The organism is Pedobacter sp. MC2016-24 (assembly GCF_015223055.1).
GTDB lineage: Bacteria > Bacteroidota > Bacteroidia > Sphingobacteriales > Sphingobacteriaceae > Pedobacter.
Genome location: NZ_JADFBX010000004.1, coordinates 253,260 through 270,761, shown reverse-complemented (window position 1 = coordinate 270,761; position 17,502 = coordinate 253,260). Strand labels below are relative to the sequence as shown.

Annotated in this window: 15 protein-coding genes; 4 read left to right on the top strand and 11 right to left on the bottom strand. The window is 41.0% G+C overall.

Annotation, left to right across the window (positions count from 1 at the left end):
* Positions 1-48 precede the first annotated feature (48 nt).
* Both IM797_RS12115 and IM797_RS12110 read left to right on the top strand, forming a co-directional pair.
* A complete protein-coding gene (locus IM797_RS12115; RefSeq protein ID WP_194127392.1) occupies positions 49-1,620 on the top strand; it encodes a DUF3352 domain-containing protein in 1,572 nt (523 codons plus the stop codon).
* A 15-nt stretch (positions 1,621-1,635) separates the two neighbouring features.
* Positions 1,636-3,057: a DUF5723 family protein gene (locus IM797_RS12110; protein WP_194127391.1), complete on the top strand. Its 1,422-nt coding sequence runs from the start codon at positions 1,636-1,638 to the stop codon at positions 3,055-3,057.
* A gap of 15 nt (positions 3,058-3,072) precedes the next feature.
* Here the strand turns inward: IM797_RS12110 and tsaB are convergent, their stop codons facing one another.
* The 8 genes from tsaB to mscL form a co-directional block, all read right to left on the bottom strand.
* Complete coding sequence (gene tsaB, locus IM797_RS12105; RefSeq protein ID WP_194127390.1) at positions 3,073-3,756, bottom strand: tRNA (adenosine(37)-N6)-threonylcarbamoyltransferase complex dimerization subunit type 1 TsaB; 684 nt, start codon at positions 3,754-3,756, stop codon at positions 3,073-3,075.
* A 28-nt stretch (positions 3,757-3,784) separates the two neighbouring features.
* The gene (yidD, locus tag IM797_RS12100; protein WP_194127389.1) at positions 3,785-4,018 is read right to left on the bottom strand and encodes a membrane protein insertion efficiency factor YidD; all 234 of its coding nucleotides are present in this window, start codon (positions 4,016-4,018) and stop codon (positions 3,785-3,787) included.
* A complete protein-coding gene (locus tag IM797_RS12095) occupies positions 4,002-4,397 on the bottom strand; it encodes a ribonuclease P protein component (protein ID WP_194127388.1) in 396 nt (131 codons plus the stop codon). Before IM797_RS12095 ends, yidD begins: the two co-directional genes overlap by 17 nt.
* Positions 4,398-4,459: 62 nt before the next feature.
* Positions 4,460-4,618, bottom strand: a complete 159-nt coding sequence (gene rpmH / locus IM797_RS12090; protein WP_015807371.1) for a 50S ribosomal protein L34 — start codon at positions 4,616-4,618, stop codon at positions 4,460-4,462.
* A 112-nt stretch (positions 4,619-4,730) separates the two neighbouring features.
* Entirely contained in the window at positions 4,731-5,468 is a 738-nt protein-coding gene (locus IM797_RS12085) for a LytTR family DNA-binding domain-containing protein (RefSeq protein ID WP_194127387.1), read from the bottom strand.
* Complete coding sequence (locus tag IM797_RS12080; protein WP_228098825.1) at positions 5,446-6,507, bottom strand: sensor histidine kinase; 1,062 nt, start codon at positions 6,505-6,507, stop codon at positions 5,446-5,448. Before IM797_RS12080 ends, IM797_RS12085 begins: the two co-directional genes overlap by 23 nt.
* A gap of 22 nt (positions 6,508-6,529) precedes the next feature.
* On the bottom strand, positions 6,530-7,363 hold the full coding sequence (locus tag IM797_RS12075) for a cell wall-active antibiotics response protein (protein ID WP_228098824.1): 834 nt from the start codon (positions 7,361-7,363) through the stop codon (positions 6,530-6,532).
* A gap of 177 nt (positions 7,364-7,540) precedes the next feature.
* The gene (gene mscL / locus IM797_RS12070; protein ID WP_194127386.1) at positions 7,541-7,972 is read right to left on the bottom strand and encodes a large conductance mechanosensitive channel protein MscL; all 432 of its coding nucleotides are present in this window, start codon (positions 7,970-7,972) and stop codon (positions 7,541-7,543) included.
* 434 nt (positions 7,973-8,406) lie between these two features.
* Here mscL and rpoN point away from each other — a divergent pair, with 434 nt between their 5' ends.
* Positions 8,407-9,879, top strand: coding sequence for an RNA polymerase factor sigma-54 (rpoN, locus tag IM797_RS12065; RefSeq protein WP_194127385.1), 1,473 nt, complete (start codon positions 8,407-8,409; stop codon positions 9,877-9,879).
* Positions 9,880-9,892: 13 nt separating this feature from the next.
* On the opposite strand, the gene IM797_RS12060 is transcribed toward rpoN, so the two are convergent.
* The 3 genes from IM797_RS12060 to IM797_RS12050 are packed head-to-tail and all read right to left on the bottom strand — an operon-like array spanning position 9,893 to position 14,905.
* Positions 9,893-10,906, bottom strand: coding sequence for a type IX secretion system membrane protein PorP/SprF (locus tag IM797_RS12060; RefSeq protein WP_194127384.1), 1,014 nt, complete (start codon positions 10,904-10,906; stop codon positions 9,893-9,895).
* Positions 10,907-14,380 carry a PKD domain-containing protein gene (locus IM797_RS12055; RefSeq protein ID WP_194127383.1) on the bottom strand — a complete coding sequence of 1,158 codons (3,474 nt, stop codon included), beginning with the start codon at positions 14,378-14,380 and terminating at the stop codon, positions 10,907-10,909.
* Positions 14,381-14,437: 57 nt separating this feature from the next.
* Positions 14,438-14,905 (bottom strand): response regulator, encoded by a 468-nt coding sequence (locus IM797_RS12050; RefSeq protein ID WP_194127382.1) that lies wholly within the window; start codon positions 14,903-14,905, stop codon positions 14,438-14,440.
* 309 nt (positions 14,906-15,214) lie between these two features.
* Between IM797_RS12050 and IM797_RS12045 the strand changes: the two genes are divergently transcribed.
* Positions 15,215-17,497 carry an Rv1355c family protein gene (locus tag IM797_RS12045; RefSeq protein WP_194127381.1) on the top strand — a complete coding sequence of 761 codons (2,283 nt, stop codon included), beginning with the start codon at positions 15,215-15,217 and terminating at the stop codon, positions 17,495-17,497.
* Positions 17,498-17,502: the final 5 nt, after the last annotated feature.

The window sequence follows — 17,502 nt, the reverse complement described above, 5'->3', positions numbered from 1 at the left end:
GCTGAATCAGAATTGTGATCGCTTCGGGACTGTTAAATCAAAAGACTTGTGAAAAAGATTGTCATCAGTATCGTACTCTTGCTTGTGGCCATTATAGCCATGGCCTATCTTTATTTTTCGAATTTAAATGCAGATAGAAATACGTCTGACATCAGTCTGCATGCAGCCACAGCAAACTCCGCATTTGTCTTCTCCTTTCAAAATGACAAGACCGTGCTGGATTTACTAAAAAGCCAGGAGCTTTTTAAAAACATGCTTGGCCCCGATAAATACAAACAACTCAGTGCCATCAAAACACAACTCATGTCTATGCCCCTGATCAATCAGGCGACAGACCAGGAGTATGTATACATCAGTTTTTTAGCCGATCAGAAAAACGCCATCAATTTCCTGGTCTCTACACAAATTAACAGTCAGCTCAATGGCGGCCAAATCCTGCAAGCCATTCAAAAAAGTGGAATCCAGACCGACACACTTCAGGGAATATTTAAGCTAAGCCTGCCCGATAGTACGCTTTGCTATCTTGGCATTAAGGAAAACCTGGTGCTGCTATCCAATGCTGCCGCTCCGATCGCAGACCTGCTTAAAAAACCTTTAGCCAAGCAAAACAACGATTTTGCGAATTACATCCGGGCCAATAGCCGCTTTGCAAAAAATAGCCTGGCCCAGTTGTACATCAATTTTAATAAAGTCCCGGTACTACTCCAGGCTGTAATCCATCAAAAATTAACTGGTGAACTCCAGGTCTTTCATCAGCAAAATGCATTTGCGGCGCTGAATTATAGCTACAGCAATAAAAATATATTGTTTACAGGAAGTACCGATATACAGGCGAATAACTATTACCAGCTTTTTGCAAACACCACACCTCAAAAAGTAACCATCACCAATATATTGCCAGAAAACACAGCAAATTATACGGTCTACGGCATAAACAACTACCAAAGCTGGAGAAAAGAACTCCAGTCCTGGTTCCTGAACAAAAAAGAAGCACAAGTCCTGAGCAGGGAACTCCAAAACATCAGCAATAAATACCATTTAAACACGGATGACATTTTTCCAAAATATTTTGACAACCAGTTGATCACTTTTCAACTCAGTACTGCTGAAAAACTTGGTGCCATCAATCTGAAAAACGGAGATAAAACCGCGCAATTGTTACTTGACCTGAGCGAGGACTACAATGAAAACATCAAACGCTTTAAAGAACCGGATTTATTGTACGCTTATTTTGGCCAGCCTTTCATGAACTTTAAAGCACCTTATTATGTGATACTTGACAATTACCTGGTCTTCGCAAATCAACCTGCTACGCTTCAAAATTTCCTGAGCACCTATGAAAACAACAAACTGCTGATTGGAACTGAAGCTTATATCAATGCCAGTAACCAGTTGCCGGACAATTCCAGTATTTGTTTTTACCTGGACAAGAAAAATGCTTTAAACCTGTTAAAAAGCAATCTCCGCAGCGAATATTATCAATACACCACCGATGAAAAAGGGCTCAAAAAATACAACTCCTTAACCTACCAGCTGAGCGGCGATCATGGTAAATTCCAGACCAATATTTTAATTCATAAACAGACACCAACTTTAGAAAAAGATTCTCTAGCTTTATAGCACTTATATGTAGATATGGCCAAGAGGTACCTCATTTTTTTCTCCTTAATTTTCAGCATTTCCGGATTAAAAGCACAGCAATACGGACTATTCAATACCAGGACACTTTTTGATGGTTTTGAAAATCCTGCACAAAAAACATTTGTACTGGACTCTTCCCGTAAGTTTGCTTCCAATTTTTTTCTACCCTACCTCGGGATTAACGCTGCCAACAAAGGAAATTCCGATTTTATCCGGGTACTGCTGAACAGCGGCACTTTCACGGCAAAAAATGTACCCCTCGGAAACGGTCAGATCAATACCATTCACGAAAATTCCAACTTCTATATGTTCGCTTTTAAGATTTTCCAGTCTTACAAATATCAAAAAGAAATTGGCCTGTCCTGGCAAATCAGAAGTGATGCACATTTAAATTACACCAACGAAACACTGGCCATCTTAGACAATTACAAACGTTTTACCGATAACCCCAGCGATTTCAACAATGCTTTTAACAATAACGGCTTTGTACAGTCCTACCACCAGTTTAGCCTCAGTTACCGTGAAAACTACAACAAAAGATTGGCTTTTGGCGTTAAACTGAGCTTGTTGAGCGGGATTACTTACAATAAGCTGGACATCGTAAACTCTAGTTTTTTCCTAAGTCCGGACCAATCGATCTTACGTCTCCGATTAAAAGGATCCTATGAAGCCAGCTTCCTGAGAGGGGATGAACTGAGTAAAAAAGACCTGCTGCCAACCTTTAGAAACCCGGGTGCTGCCATTAGCTTCGGTACCAGTTACAAAGCCAAAGACGGCCTGTTTATCATGGCCAATATCAAAGACCTGGGACTGATCCGCTGGAGTAAAAAATCCTATACCAATTATTTTGATCAGACCCTGACCATCAGCAATCCGGAAGACAGCACCTCTTCCCAAATAGAAAAGCAAATTACAGACATTGCACTCAACAACCCCAGGCACAATAGTTTTTTTGCCCTAACCAATGCCAAAGCAGATTTTATGATCTCTAAACCGGTTAGCTATTATTACACACCGAGCTTGATTGTATCCAAAAACCTTTTTTACAAAGGCGGAGACGCGGCATTTGTCAACAAATTCAGTTATAACGAATTTTCAGTCAGTGCCATTCCGACCTATAACTTCAATAATTTATTCCTTTTCGGGATGCAGGGTATGTACCAGACTGCAAACTTTGAGGCATTTCTGGGCTCAGACAATATGTTTAAAACCTTTTCGCAGGTTAATGGCGCCATCAAACAAGATGTTGGGATAGGAAGTGGCTACAACGGTGTTTCCTTCTACATGGGCGTAGGTATTAAATTTGGAAACACAGTAGAGCACCCTCAGAATAGCAGTACCATGCCTGGCGTTGGTGATGAAGGAAGCAGCTTTTTTAAACGTTTATTCAGTGTTTTCTCAAGAAAGAAATCATAATCCAGACCACAGCTCCTATTTTTTCTTAGGTGTGGTAAACACAAAATCTTTCAGATAAAACGGCTCAAAATAAGCCACATCTTCAAATGCAGCAGCTAAAAACCTTTGGTGTGCCAGCTTGCTCATGTTTGTCGCCGAATTGAAATTCTCAGCCAGGAAAACAGCCTGAGGATGAGCCAGTATCTCACTGCATTTCATGGCACCATCTCCAATAAAAGTAAGTGTTGAAGCTGTCAGTTCTTCGGCAAAACTATGCGCATCAATTATTTTTGCAGATGTGGGCTGCACATAATTTAAGGCCGCGTCAAAAACAGCGGTAAAAACCTCCATTCTTCTCGCATCAATCATGGAGCACAGCAAGCCCTGATAATCCGGTTCCCTGATTAAAAAACCTGCAGCCATCATCTGTAAAGTATCTACAGCAATTAAAGGTTTATCTAAAGCAAAACATAGCCCCTTAGCGGTCGATACGCCAATCCGAAGCCCGGTATAAGACCCAGGACCTTTACTTACCGCGATCGCGTCTAAATCATTAAACTGTAAACCTGCCTGTTGCATCACATCCTGGATGAACAAGGTTAAACTACCCGCATGAATGTTACTGGCCTGTTCTTCTTTCAAAGCAATGGTGATTCCATCTCTGGAAATAGCGGCAGAACAAACTGGTGTAGCGGTTTCGATTTGAAGTATAATAGCCATGAAGACAAAGATAAAGGATTTTTAGATGTTATGGTACCGGATCATGCCCGTGTTTACCCCAGGGATGGCAGCGCCCGATCCTTTGGATCGTTAACCAGCCCCCTTTAAAAGGACCATGTTTACGGATGGCTTCTATACCATACTGAGAACACGTAGGTGTAAACCGGCAATTTGCGCCCAGCAATGGCGATAAAAGCCATTGATAAAGCTTAATTAAGCCCATAAACAAATAGGAAAAAAACAAACTAACTACCCTGTACATCTTCCAGGCTTGTTGTTAATTTTTTCAGTGCAGCACAAAGCTTCTTTTCCAAAAAAGGAAACGCATACTTCTGCTTACCAACAAACTGTACAGCAAGCAACAATTGCCTGTCTGGCTGTGCCAAATGTTGATATAAAAATTCTTGTTTATGAAGGCGGTATACCTCCCTGGTACGACGTTTCAGTAAATTCCTGTCCACCGCACGTTTGTAACGCTTTTTAGCTACATTAATCACTATCTGAGCAGGAAATGCTGCAGCTTCAGGAACAAACAGGTAGGAGATCCGAAATGGATATAATAAAAAAGAAGAACCGTTTTTGAATAGCAAGTCTAAATACTTCCTACTACATAACCGTTCTTCTTTATGAAATGTGTTCATCTTCTTTGATCGCAATTTTGCAGATTCTGATCTGCTAACACTTACGTGCTGCAATCAATGAATTATGCTTTGTGACGGCCTTCGCTTGAAACCGTTAATCTTTTTCTACCTTTTGCACGACGAGAAGCTAATACTCTTCTACCGTTAGCTGTTGCCATTCTTTCGCGGAAGCCGTGTTTGTTTCTTCTCTTTCTTTGCGAAGGTTGGAATGTTCTTTTCATAACTGTATTATATCTTAGACTATTTTTTTAATTAAGAGGTGCAAATATAGCTTCATTTTTGATTAAATGCAAATACATTTAAATCTTGTTGGCTTTTTTTATCAGATTGTTCTTATAAGCCCAATGCAGCCTTCAATTTGATGTAACCTGTTTTACTTACAGGAAGCCAGATATCAGACTTTAACAGTACCACATAGCTGTCTTTTTCCTTCAATTCTATTTTTGTAACCTGCGCCAAATTTATCAAATAAGATCGGTGAATCCGAATAAATTGTTCGGCGGGCAAGGTCTGTTCAAAGAAACTCATGGTCTTATTTTTATGAAAAATTCCTTCCGCCGTACTCAACTTTACATAATCATCGTCCGCTTCCAGGTAATGGATATCTGCCAGCGCAACAATTTTAATCACGCCGTTTTTTTTCACGACTACCCTGTTGTTTTGCGCCGGACTTAATGCAGCCACTTCTAAAAGGGTTTTACTGCTTTCTTCAGCCTGACTTAACCTGGCTGGTAACCTTTGCATGGCTTGCTCAAACCGGGATTGCTCAATGGGCTTCAGCAAATAATCAATGGCATTAACCTCAAAGGCTTTAATGGCATACTCATCAAAAGCCGTCGTAAAAATTACTGCAGGATGCTTGTCAATCAATTCCAACATCTCAAATCCTGTAATTTTAGGCATTTGAATGTCCAGAAAAATCAGGTCAGGCTGATGTTGTGCAATCGCCTTAATTCCCTCAAAGCCATCGCTGCACTCCGCAACTACTTCCACTTCCGGAAAACTGCTTAAATAGTGCTTTACGACGTCCCTGGCCAAAGACTCGTCATCAATTAATATGGCTCTTATCATGCTGTTGTGGTATTTTAAGCGTGGTTTTAAATATATTACCGGCACTGCTGTCGGTTTGTAACAATTGTTCATCTGCAAAAAGCAGGTAAAGTCTTCGTCTAATCGCGGTAAGCCCAAATCCTGTCCCCCCAGTAGCCTTCATCTCCGGATCAAACGGATTCTCTACAATAATCACCAGGTGCTGATCTTCCAGTTTTACCCGGATGCTGATGGTGATGGCGGCAGCAGTATTGTAAAGCCCAAATTTAATGGCGTTTTCTACAATTGGCTGCAACAAGGTTCCAGGCAGTGACAATTTTAAAGTCTCTTCGTCTATCATCACCTCCACATTCAGCCGGTGGCTAAACCGTACCTTTTCAATATCCAGGTACAATTGTATGTATTCCATTTCTTCAGCCACCTGTACCCAGACCTCGTCGTCACGTTTCAGCGTACCTCTTAAAAAAGAAGCCAGTTTGGTGATCATCGTACCGGCTTCTTTGGGATTTACAATGGTTAAAGCATACACAGAATTTAAACTGTTGAATAGAAAATGAGGCTGCAGCTGGTGCCTCAGTTTGTTGAGCTCAGCCTCTTTGGATAAATTTTGTGCGGCAAGCAGGCGTTCCTGACTGGCGGATTGTTCTTCCAGCCGATACCAGAGAATATTTGCCAATGCACACCAGGCCAGAAAAATGAATACAATCAGAAACCTGATCATAATGGATAAACTCAAAAAACTGAGGTATGTTTTTTCCTGACTAAAAAGTGTCCCCAGTAAAAATTTACTCATCAGTGTAATGAATATGGCCAGGATCAATGTAAGCGACAATACAAATACAATGGTCTCGTTTTTAGGCTGATAATAGCCCAGCATGTTACTCAAAATCATACAGGCCAGGGCCAGCAAACCATTCGTAATTAAACTATCTGAAGCTGATATTAACCACCCGAAATTCATGCTGTAATAAAATAACAGAATGAAAACCAGGGTCCAGCCGCCAAATATAATGGCGGCTATCTTCTGGATATTCGGTAAGGATAATGGTCTATTTGTCAAAATTCTAGTTTTTTGAATCGCATTAAAAGTTTTTAATCTCTACGCCGCCAAACATGGCCACGCCACTTATTTTCACAATCTTTCTGGGCTCAGTACCCACGGGACCAATTGTTCTTTTATCTTCCAGTCCGCCAAAAATAGCCACCACGTCAGACTTCACTTCCCAGCTTGGCGGGATAATAATTTTCACACCGCCAAAGATAGCCACGACATCCAGTCGCAATACGCCCTCAAAATCGGCCTGGGTTAAATTCACATCACAACCACCAAAAATCGCAATGGCATCCCCCCCTTTAAAATTTTTAGAATGGATATTCTGATGTGTCCCACCGAATATACTGAGTGTATCCAGGACATCGTTCTCGTCAGTTACCCAGTTTTTGCTTTTCCCCATGCAACCCGGTTCTTCGGCAAAAGACCTGAACTCTTCCATTTTTTCCAGTTTCTCTTTCCATCTTTTTCTCCGGGAGTAACTGTTTTTAGGCTTAAACATCAGGAAAACCCCAAAAATCATAATGGCAACCGCCAGATAATATTTAGACAGGTCTATGTCAGGAATGCTCTTGAACATAAAAAACCCACCTACCAACACCATGATCAACCAGCCACCGCCAGTAAACTTACGCTTATAACCGATCAGCAATCCAATAGCAACCAATAAACAAGGCCAGTTGATGATCCAGTCCGGGATATTCATTCCGAGGTTTTTCAAAAGAAAAACCAAACCGATCACCACAATTACCAACCCACTCCATACTGTGCTTGAACCACTGTTCCTCCCCTTTCTATCTTCTATCATCTCTATATGTATATTAATAAAGTATCTAAACCAGGAAAGCCTTTTATTCGCTTCCATTGAGATCAAATTTAAGCACAAAGTTTAGGCTGGCCAACAAGCAGGGCCCCTATTGCTGCAAAACACCGGTAAATGCCCCCTATTGATCGGTAAACCTGTTCCATAAAAAAAGTGTTTGCAAAGCAGATAAATCCACCCGTACAAACACCTATTCAACATCTGGTCAAGCCAGTCTGCTTATTTAGATTTTAACAGATCCCTGATCTCGCCGAGTAACACTTCTTCTTTTGAAGGTGCTGCCGGAGCCACAGGCTGCGCTTCTTGTTTACGTTTCAATGCATTAATCCCCTTAACCAACATAAATACAGCTAAGGCAAGTAAAAGGAAATTGATGGCTACAGTAATGAAATTACCATAGGCAAAAATTACCGCATTGGGCATTTTCCTGGCCTCTTCGAGTGCAGTTTTGGCAGGCACAACACCCTTGAGTACGACGTACATGTTGCTAAAATCAACAGATCCGATTACCGCCGAAATCAGAGGCATGATCAAATCTTTAACCACACTGTCGATAATTTTACCGAAAGCTCCACCAATAATTACACCCACCGCGAGGTCCATGACACTCCCCTTGATGGCAAATTCTTTAAATTCTTTTACAAATCCCATAAGTATATATCGTTAATAAGAATAAAAATATAAACTTTATCAGCAAAACCAAAGCTTTTATGGAATAATATTAGCCGCAAGACACAATCCGGTTATGGTTCGGAGTGAGTCCACGGTGAGTCCACAGTGAGTCCACGGTGAGTCCACGTTTTTCCGGAAAAAATGTGGACTCACCGTGGATTTAACCTGCGCTGAAGCTGGTCTCAATCCGACTCCTTTATAAAGGAATCCCTAAGCCTCAGTTTATTTATAGTTTAACCAGAAATTTGAAAATCCGGAAAAAATACTGGATATTAATAACTTATAAAAAATCCCGTTCAATTGGCCGAATCACCAATGAAAACGTTACCATAATATAGTTGGGGTAATTAGTTTATTTCTAAACCAAATGTGTATTTTTGGAACGGGTAGATTAAATACCGAATGACGAGAATATGCTAAAACAACATCTACAACAAAAATTACTTCAAAAACTATCTCCGCAGCAAATTCAATTCATCAAATTGCTGCAGGTACCTACCGTTGCTTTAGATACACGCATAAAAGAAGAGCTTGAAGAAAACCCGGCACTTGAAGACCCAAGTTTAATGGTGGCCGAGGAACCTAAAAGTGAATATGACGATTTAAATGACACTCCAGACGACTATGAGGCTGGAGCCAAAGAAGAAAATACCGATGAATTTAATGTGGATGATTATTTACAGGATGACGACGTAAATGATTACAGCACCTCTTACAACAACGGGGATGACGATGAAGAGAAAAAGGAAACACCGATTGCGATAGAAAGTACTTTTTTTGAAAGCCTGCAGGAACAACTGGATCTGGTTCCGCTTTCCAATCAGGATTTTATCGTAGGTAAGCAGATCATAGGTAGTCTGGATGACGATGGTTACCTCCGCCGCCCAATCACCTCAATGATCGATGACCTTGCTTTCTCCCAAAATGTGATGGTTGAGGAAGAAGATGTGATAGAGATGCTCCGTGTGATCCAGAGTTTCGATCCTCCGGGAATTGCAGCCAGGGATTTACAGGAATGTCTGACTTTACAATTGAAACGTAAAGATCCGAACAACCTGATCATACAAAAAGCCATATTGATCGTAGAAAACTACCTGGATGAGTTTACCAGGAAACACTATGATAAACTGGAGAAAGCGCTAAATTTAAATAGCGAGGACCTGAAAGAAATTATTGCCGAAATTTTGAGGTTAAATCCTAAACCAGGAGATTCAAACCAGATTACGACCAAACAAATGCAAATCATTCCTGATTTTCATGTGTCTAATAACGATGGGGTATTAATTTTAACTTTAAACTCAAAGAATGCACCTGAACTTCGGGTGAGCAGGTCTTATATTGACATGTTTGATCATTACGATAAAGCTGCACAGAAAGATAAAAAGTTGAAAGAAGCAGTTCAATTTGTAAAGCAGAAACTGGATTCGGCAAAATGGTTTATTGATGCCATTAAGCAACGTCAGCAGACTTTGCTTAAGACCATGAATGCCATTATGCAGTATCAGTATGAATATTTGCTGACCGGCGATGAACGCAAAATGCGTCCGATGATTTTAAAAGATATCGCCGATAAGATTGACATGGACATTTCAACTGTTTCGCGGGTTGCCAACTCCAAGTACGTACAAACAGAATTTGGTACATTTTTATTGAAATCTTTCTTCTCTGAAGCAATTCAGACAGAAAGCGGAGAAGAAGTATCCAACAAGGAAGTTAAGAAGATCCTGGAAGACTGTATTGGCAATGAGGACAAGCGTAAACCTTTGGCAGATGAAAAGCTGACAGAGATTTTAAAGGAGCGTGGTTATAATATTGCCCGCCGTACCGTAGCCAAATACCGTGAACAGATGAACATCCCTGTTGCACGATTGAGAAAAGAACTATAGTTTGTTGACGGCATTACCACATTTTTTGCCCGCTAAACACTTCATAAACATTATTTAACTGCAGCCCGAGCACAATCTCGTGGCTGCCGTTACTCACTTTATTCAAATCAGAAGTGGTAAAATCATAGGCATAAGTCAGGTTTAACAATTTACTGATGTTTACACCGGCCATTGCAGAAAAGGAATCGTCACGACGGTAACTTCCCCCCACCCAAAAGCGATCTTTAATAGACATTTTCAGGTTCATATCAATAGAAAGTGGTGTGGGGCTAACTTTTTTGACCATAATGGAAGGAACCAGGTTAATTTCATCATCGAGAAACAGCTTGTAACCTGCGGTGATGAAAAAATGAGGCACCTCTTTACCTAAATTATAATTGGCATCGCTGGTAAAAGACAGCTTTTGCGGAATAACCTGCTGCATGGATGCCCCCGCAAAAAAGCGTGCACCGTATAACCAGAATCCAATTCCCAAATCAGGTTTAAGCTGACTTCTAATGTCTTTTACAGCCGGATCGATTTGAAATGTATCTTCAAAAGTTAAGGCATCAACATCCAGCCCCACCCTGCTCATCCCGGCGGAAACACCTAAAGACAAATTGAGTGCACCTGCCAGTTTCAAATGATAGGCATACGTTAAACCCACATCCAACCTCGAAATTGGCCCCTGCTGATCATATACTGCAACAAGACCAAGGCCATGATGCGGAGGTGAGGCTGTATAATTTTGCATGTAATTGCGACTCATCGGATCCTCATTGGGTTCTGCCAGGGAAAGCGCATTTTTCCATAGATAATCGTCACCTAATTTCCAGTTGGCGGTTATAAATGAAGTCTTAGGTGCATTCTCAATTCCAGCCCACTGTTTCCTGAAGCCCATTTTAACATCCGTATAGTTTTCTATTCCGCTCAGCGCCGGATTGAGTAAGTAATTGTTGAAAATGTATTGGGTATACTGGGGCCGCTGTTGCGCTTTCAGGCTAAGCGCACTTACCATGAAACATATGAGGTATGTGATGCGTTTCATCTATCTAATTAGCGTTAATGAGCCCGTGATTTTTTTTCTACCGTTATTCGGAGAGATCATATAATAATAAGTTCCAACAGGTAAGGGATTTCCCTGGTAATTTCCATCAAATTGTGTAGCGTAACCACGGCTGGAGAAAACAAGGATTCCATACCGGTTAAACACATCAACCGTTACATTGGGATAAGTTTCTATGTATTTGATGCCCCAGGTATCATTGATGCCATCGCCATTTGGACTAAAAGCATTGGCAACCACGATCGATTTGATGTGGACTGTAATCTTTTTCGTGATGCTGCATCCATCGTCTGAGGTAATGGTAAGCAGGTAATTGGTATCTTCATCAACCTTAACTTTGGGATTTAAAACATCATCACGATCCAGTCCTGCTGCAGGTGTCCATTTAAACCTTATATTACTCCCCGTTGCATAAGCAGCAATCTGTTTTTCACCGCCTTCAAGCAAGTATACATCCGCATCAGTCACAACCTCAGGCAATGGAGTTACGGTGATGGGCATGGTTTTACTATCCGAACAGCCATGCGCTGTATAGGTATAGGTAATGTCATGGGTACCAACTCCGGCAACCATTGGATCAAAAATTCCTTCAGGCGTAATGCCCACCCCACTATATTCAAAAGTGCCATCAACACCAACTGTTTCCGTTCCCTGCAAAATCCGGATCGTTCCGGCGTTCAGACAAATTGGTCGCATTTCAGCGAAATGAACAATTGGAGAAGCATAAATTGTAACTTCCTTAGTTAATGGCTCCAAACATTTTAAGCCAGAATAGGCAACCAGTTTAATGGTTACGTTTTTTTGCAGCACATCTGTAAACGTCGGGTAAGCCAGTTCGTAGCTTGTACCAGCAACAGGGTTATCTACAGTCAGGTATTCAGCATCATCGATAAACCATTTTAATTTGATGATCTTACCAATCGTGATGCTGCTGTTGTCGGTTACTTTAATTTTGTTGCGGCTGCATAGGTTATCTTGTTCAGGGACATCAAAACTGGGTGTGATTTCAGAACTATTTACCACCAATTGCAAAGTGTCGGACAATGTACAACCACTGGCATTTATTGCGGTCAGAATGACCCGGTAAGTTCCGGCCCTGGTGTACTGGTGTGTGCCATGAACCTGGGTAGACGTGTTGTTTACCGGATTGGTTACTTCGGTATCTCCGAAATTCCAGACAAAGTGTAAACCTGATCCGGCAAGGTCAGCCCCTGGCGTCAGGTTTTTAAACTGCGCAGGATCATCACTCACGCAAACCACAGGAAGCTGGAAAGCAGTTTGTGGCAATGCATTGATTTTAATAGATTGGATAAATGGTAAACTCACACAGCCGTTATCTGCTTTTACAATCAATTTGACCTGGTACGTTCCGGCGGTAGTGAATTTATGTGTAGGACGCTCTAAAGTGGAAACGGGTGAGCCGTCGCCAAAGTCCCATTCCCTTGATGCTATTGATACTGATACTGGAGGAACAACAACTTCTACCCTCGACTGATCCGTAAAATTAATCACCTCATTTACACAGGCCGTGTCAACTGCATTAAATTTTGGAATAATCTTAGGTCTGACAGATATCGTTACAGCCACCGGATCAGACATACAGCCATCGTCAAGCCCCGCTGATAAGTGAACGGTTTTAATTCCTGAAGTACTGTACGCATGTTTAGGATTTTGTTCCGTAGAGGTGGTACCATCACCAAAATCCCAGAGCCATTTATTTACCGGTTTATTGGGTATATTCGATTCACTTGTATCGGTAAACTGGACATCAGTATCTGCACAAATATCCTGATCAACCAGGAAGCTACCCGTTGGAATTGGATATACATCAAAATTAAAGGTATACTCGATATCGCCACCCAAACAATTTTCTGAATTCGGCATCTGTGCATTCACAATCATTTTGTGAGGTGTCAGATCATGAAAGGTAATGTTACGAGGGAATAAGTAAGTATAAACTTTACCAGTAGCGGTAACCAAAGAGTCTGGTGGCGGGGTATTTTCTATTGCCGCTTCATCGTCGAGTTTCCATACAATTTTCAATGCCTTATAAGGCAAGGATATCTTAAAATCCGAGGGTTGATCCAGACAGGCATTTGCAGATTCGTTATTGGTCAGTTTATCTTTGACCAACAGGTAATTATTTGCCGCCAGGTTGGTACCTGCAGAATAACCATAGGATTCAACATCCCCAAAACCATAGGCAATGGCATTAAACCCATCACTTGCGGTTAAAATAGAGCTGGTCGCTGTGATTCTAACCTGAATGTAGGCATATTCCGGATTGGAGGGGATCACCGTCCAGGTGCCATTTGCAGGTGCTAAACCATTAATTTTAAAACTCGGGGCAGCGGTAGTTTTAATACAAACATTGATGTATCTTTCACTAATCGCTTCCAGCGTGGAAGAGAACAGTGTGACGGATTTGATGTTAAATTCTACCGGGTTTAACATCACCATTTCCGGGTCTCCTTTTTTGGCGACATTACTGGCAGATGAACAGTTTTGAGTCAATGAATACTGGGCAACGCTGATCTTTTTATCCGCAGTGATAAATGCCGGGTCGACAAGCTCAGTACTGGTATAATATTCACCGGCTCCCAGAACAGCGACACGCTGCCCATTGAAACTTACGTTGGTCCCGTCCTTTTCGGCCATAACCCGAACAATGTATTTCCGCTCGAAGAAAGGAATGACGGCATATTTGGTGCCCCAGCTAATGGTTGGATAAAGCTGCTGAAAAAGCGGGTCGCGTGAATTGGTACACCCGATACCGATGGATGTGCTACCGGAAAATGCGGCAAAACGCTTACTGCAGTTTTCGGGTAAAGCAGGATCTATGTCGACAAAAGTTCCGGTAAGGTCTTCTTTGGCATCCGGAAAATATTCATAAACATCTCCGGCCTGAGCCAATGAAATCTGTTGCACAACAGTCCCTTTATGCAGGCGGATTACGGTATTGGCTTCTGTGGCGACAAGCACCAGGAAGTTCTGACTCACTTCTCCAGGTCCGGGGTCCTGGGTATAGTTCATGGAATAGTATTTTTGACCAAGAGACTCCGTTGGCAGGATCAATGAAGCTGCAGATCTTGCGCCGGCATAGATGTGTTCATAAACAGCAACTTTACTATGTCCATCTACCGAAACAACATGGATGGCACGGTTTGATACAGATGAATTGCGTTCTTCAGTAGCAATGTAGGCTGAGCTCCGGGGAACATCAAAAGCAGTTGCTACATTTGGCTGGATAACTTGTTCTTCAGTATACGTACCGCAGCTTACCCTTACCCTCACGGTATCTGCATTTTTTGACGTTACATATATTTTGATATTGGCAAGCCTGGGTGGATTATTGCCATTTCTGGAAGGGTCGTGTGTAGGAAACACAGCCCAGAAATCTGTGCCTTCGTTAGAAATATTCTGAGCTTCCACATCATTAATAAATGGGAAGAACAAGAGCGCCCAAATTAATAAAGCCCATTTATACATACACCTAGATACCCTTTAGGATATCTAAGATAGTAGATTTTGTCGTAATAAAAATTCTAGTTGTTGATTTGCCTGTAATAATTTTTCTGTCAATTCTTTGTTGTCTCTTCTCAAAGAATAAATTTCGAATGCTTTTTCTATATTTATTCTCAAATCTTCGTCCATCCAGGGCTTTTGAACATATTTATACACCTGTCCTTTATTGATGGCATCAATTACGGCATTGATATCAGCGTATCCCGTTAATAAAATTCTAATGGGATCTGGAAAAAAAGGAATAATAGATTCCAGGAATTCTATACCCGTCATCACGGGCATCCTTTGATCGGTAATGATGATGTGAATCATTTCAGTTTCCAGAATTTTACGTCCTTCCATCGCAGATTCCGCAGTAAAAACGTTAAACAGTCTCCTGAAACCTGCCTTAAAAGAGTTTAGATTATGTACTTCATCATCTACGTATAAAACATTTATTGAAAGGTTTGGATCCATTTTATTCTCCGTTGCGTTTTGTTTTCTAAATATATTGCTTTTATTAATTTAAGAAATCTTTTCGTTATTAAAAAGTTTTTCCGGCTATTATTTTCTGTATAATTTGACTTAAGGCAAACAAAAGTCAGTTGTACAATTGCTAATCTTACAATGCTGTTCACATCTACCTCAGCTGGTTTTTACAGAATAAATCGTAAAACTATACAAAAGTGATTAAATACAACTATAAACAACAATAATACGTTAAATATAGCTATTTTTGTTTCAATAGAAATGAAACAATAGGGCTTAATTTCCATCATTCATAAGATGTTATTACTTGAAAATCAAACAACAACGGACCGCTCATTTGCAGCACCGTTATTTTTTAGAATTTACCTGGAAGAAGATAAAAATAGCCTGCAGGAATTGCTTAGGCAGAAACCTGACATCATCATCTGCGATCAGATTAGCACGCAACTGGATGACCTGGTAAAATCAAAGCATCCGGAAATTAAAAAACCCAACCGCGCGACGCTTGACCAGCTAAAAATACAACACCTGAACAATAATAATTTACAGGAATACGGGGTTTGGATTTATTACCCATGGTTAAACAGACTTGTACATGCGCTCGACAAAGAAGAGTTTATTGAAGTCAGAACCAATAGAAACCGATATAAAATAACCCGTGAAGAGCAAGATCTTTTAAATCAAAAGAAAATTGGAATTGTAGGTTTATCTGTAGGGCAGTCAATCGCATTGACCATTGCCATGGAACGTACCTGCGGAGAGCTACGCCTTGCAGATTTTGATACGGCTGAGTTGAGTAATCTGAATCGTCTTCGCACAGGAATTCACAATTTAGGCCTCAGCAAAACGGTCATTGCTGCACGGGAAATTGCAGAAATTGATCCATTTTTAACTGTCAAAATATTTAATGACGGATTAACAAAAGATAATATTGACCAGTTTTTTACAGCAGACGGCAAACTTGATCTGTTGATAGAAGTTTGCGATGGACTCGACATCAAAATAGAAAGCCGTTTCAAAGCGAAATCACTTGGTATTCCTGTAGTGATGGATACCAACGACCGTGGAATGCTGGACGTAGAACGTTTTGATCTGGAACCTGATCGCCCGATCCTACATGGCCTGGCAGATGGACTGGATCCTGAAAACATCAAAGATCTGAGCAACGAGGAGAAAATCCCTTATATCCTGAAGATGATTGGTGCGGAACAGATTTCGACGCGCCTGAAAGCATCTATGCTTGAAGTGGAACAATCCATCAATACCTGGCCTCAGTTGGCTTCATCAGTAGTATTGGGTGGAGCGTTGACGACAGATGTATCTCGTCGGATTTTACTGGACCAGTATCATGATTCCGGACGGTATTATATCGACTTTGAAGATATGATCTCAGATCGTAAAACAAATGCGGAGACACATCAATATGACGGACCTGCGGAACTGACACTTACTGATCTTGAAAAGCTATCGGCTAAATATTTACCTGAAGGTGTATCGCATAAAATTGCGGAAGAAAAGTTAGAGAAAATTATTCAGGCGGCAATGCTCGCTCCTTCCGGTGGAAATGCGCAGCCCTGGAAATTTTTATATCAGGATAACAGGCTTTTCATTTTCCATGATATTCATTACTCTTACTCTTTACTCGATTATAACAATCTGGGCTCGTACATTGGTTTCGGTGCAATGCTTGAAAACATCCAGATTGTATCGAATGACCTGGGCTTAACAGTTACTGAACATTTGCTGCCAATACAGGATGACCATCGGCTAATTGCGGTACTTTCCTTTGACGAGCAGCCGAAAAAAAATGAAATCGTTTACCTCGCTCCTATCATTGGCACCAGGCTGACGAACAGGAATGTAACCGAACGGAAACTGATCGGCGATGACGATACAGCGGCCTTACAATCCATTGTGTCAACTATCCCAAATGCAAAACTCCACATCTTTGATGAGGAAGCAGAACTGCACCAGTTTGCAGAAATCTTAACAAATACCGAACGCCTGCGTTTTTTACATCCAAGGGGACATTACGATACTTTTGTAAAAGAATTGAGATTTAGTCAGGAAGAAATTGAAGAAAGCGGAGACGGTTTGGATGTAGGCACACTCAATATGAAACCTAGTGAACTGGCCGCGTTGACCATAGCCAAAGATCCAAAAGCAATTGATTTTTTGAGAAAGATGGAACAAGGCCATGGATTCAAAAAGATTTCCAATGAATCCGTTCTTAATGCTTCATCAATTGGGGTGATTAGCATGAATGGTCATGAACCCCTGGATTTTTTACAAGGCGGAAGGGCGCTTGAGCGCGTTTGGTTGGAAGCAAATTACCGCTCCATTTCTTTTCAACCAATTTCTCAGATCGTATTTATGAATGAACTGTTCTTGTCAGAAGAATCAGAGTTTAACAATTATGAAAGACAAGAAATGAAAGACATCAGTCAAAAGTTCTCCAATATATTAGCTCTTGAAAGCAACAGGTATCCTGTTTTTGTTTTCAGGTTAACAACTTCAGGAACACCGGATAAACGGGCATTGAGAAGATCAATAGACAAGCTTTTCTTCACTAAACATTAATCCAG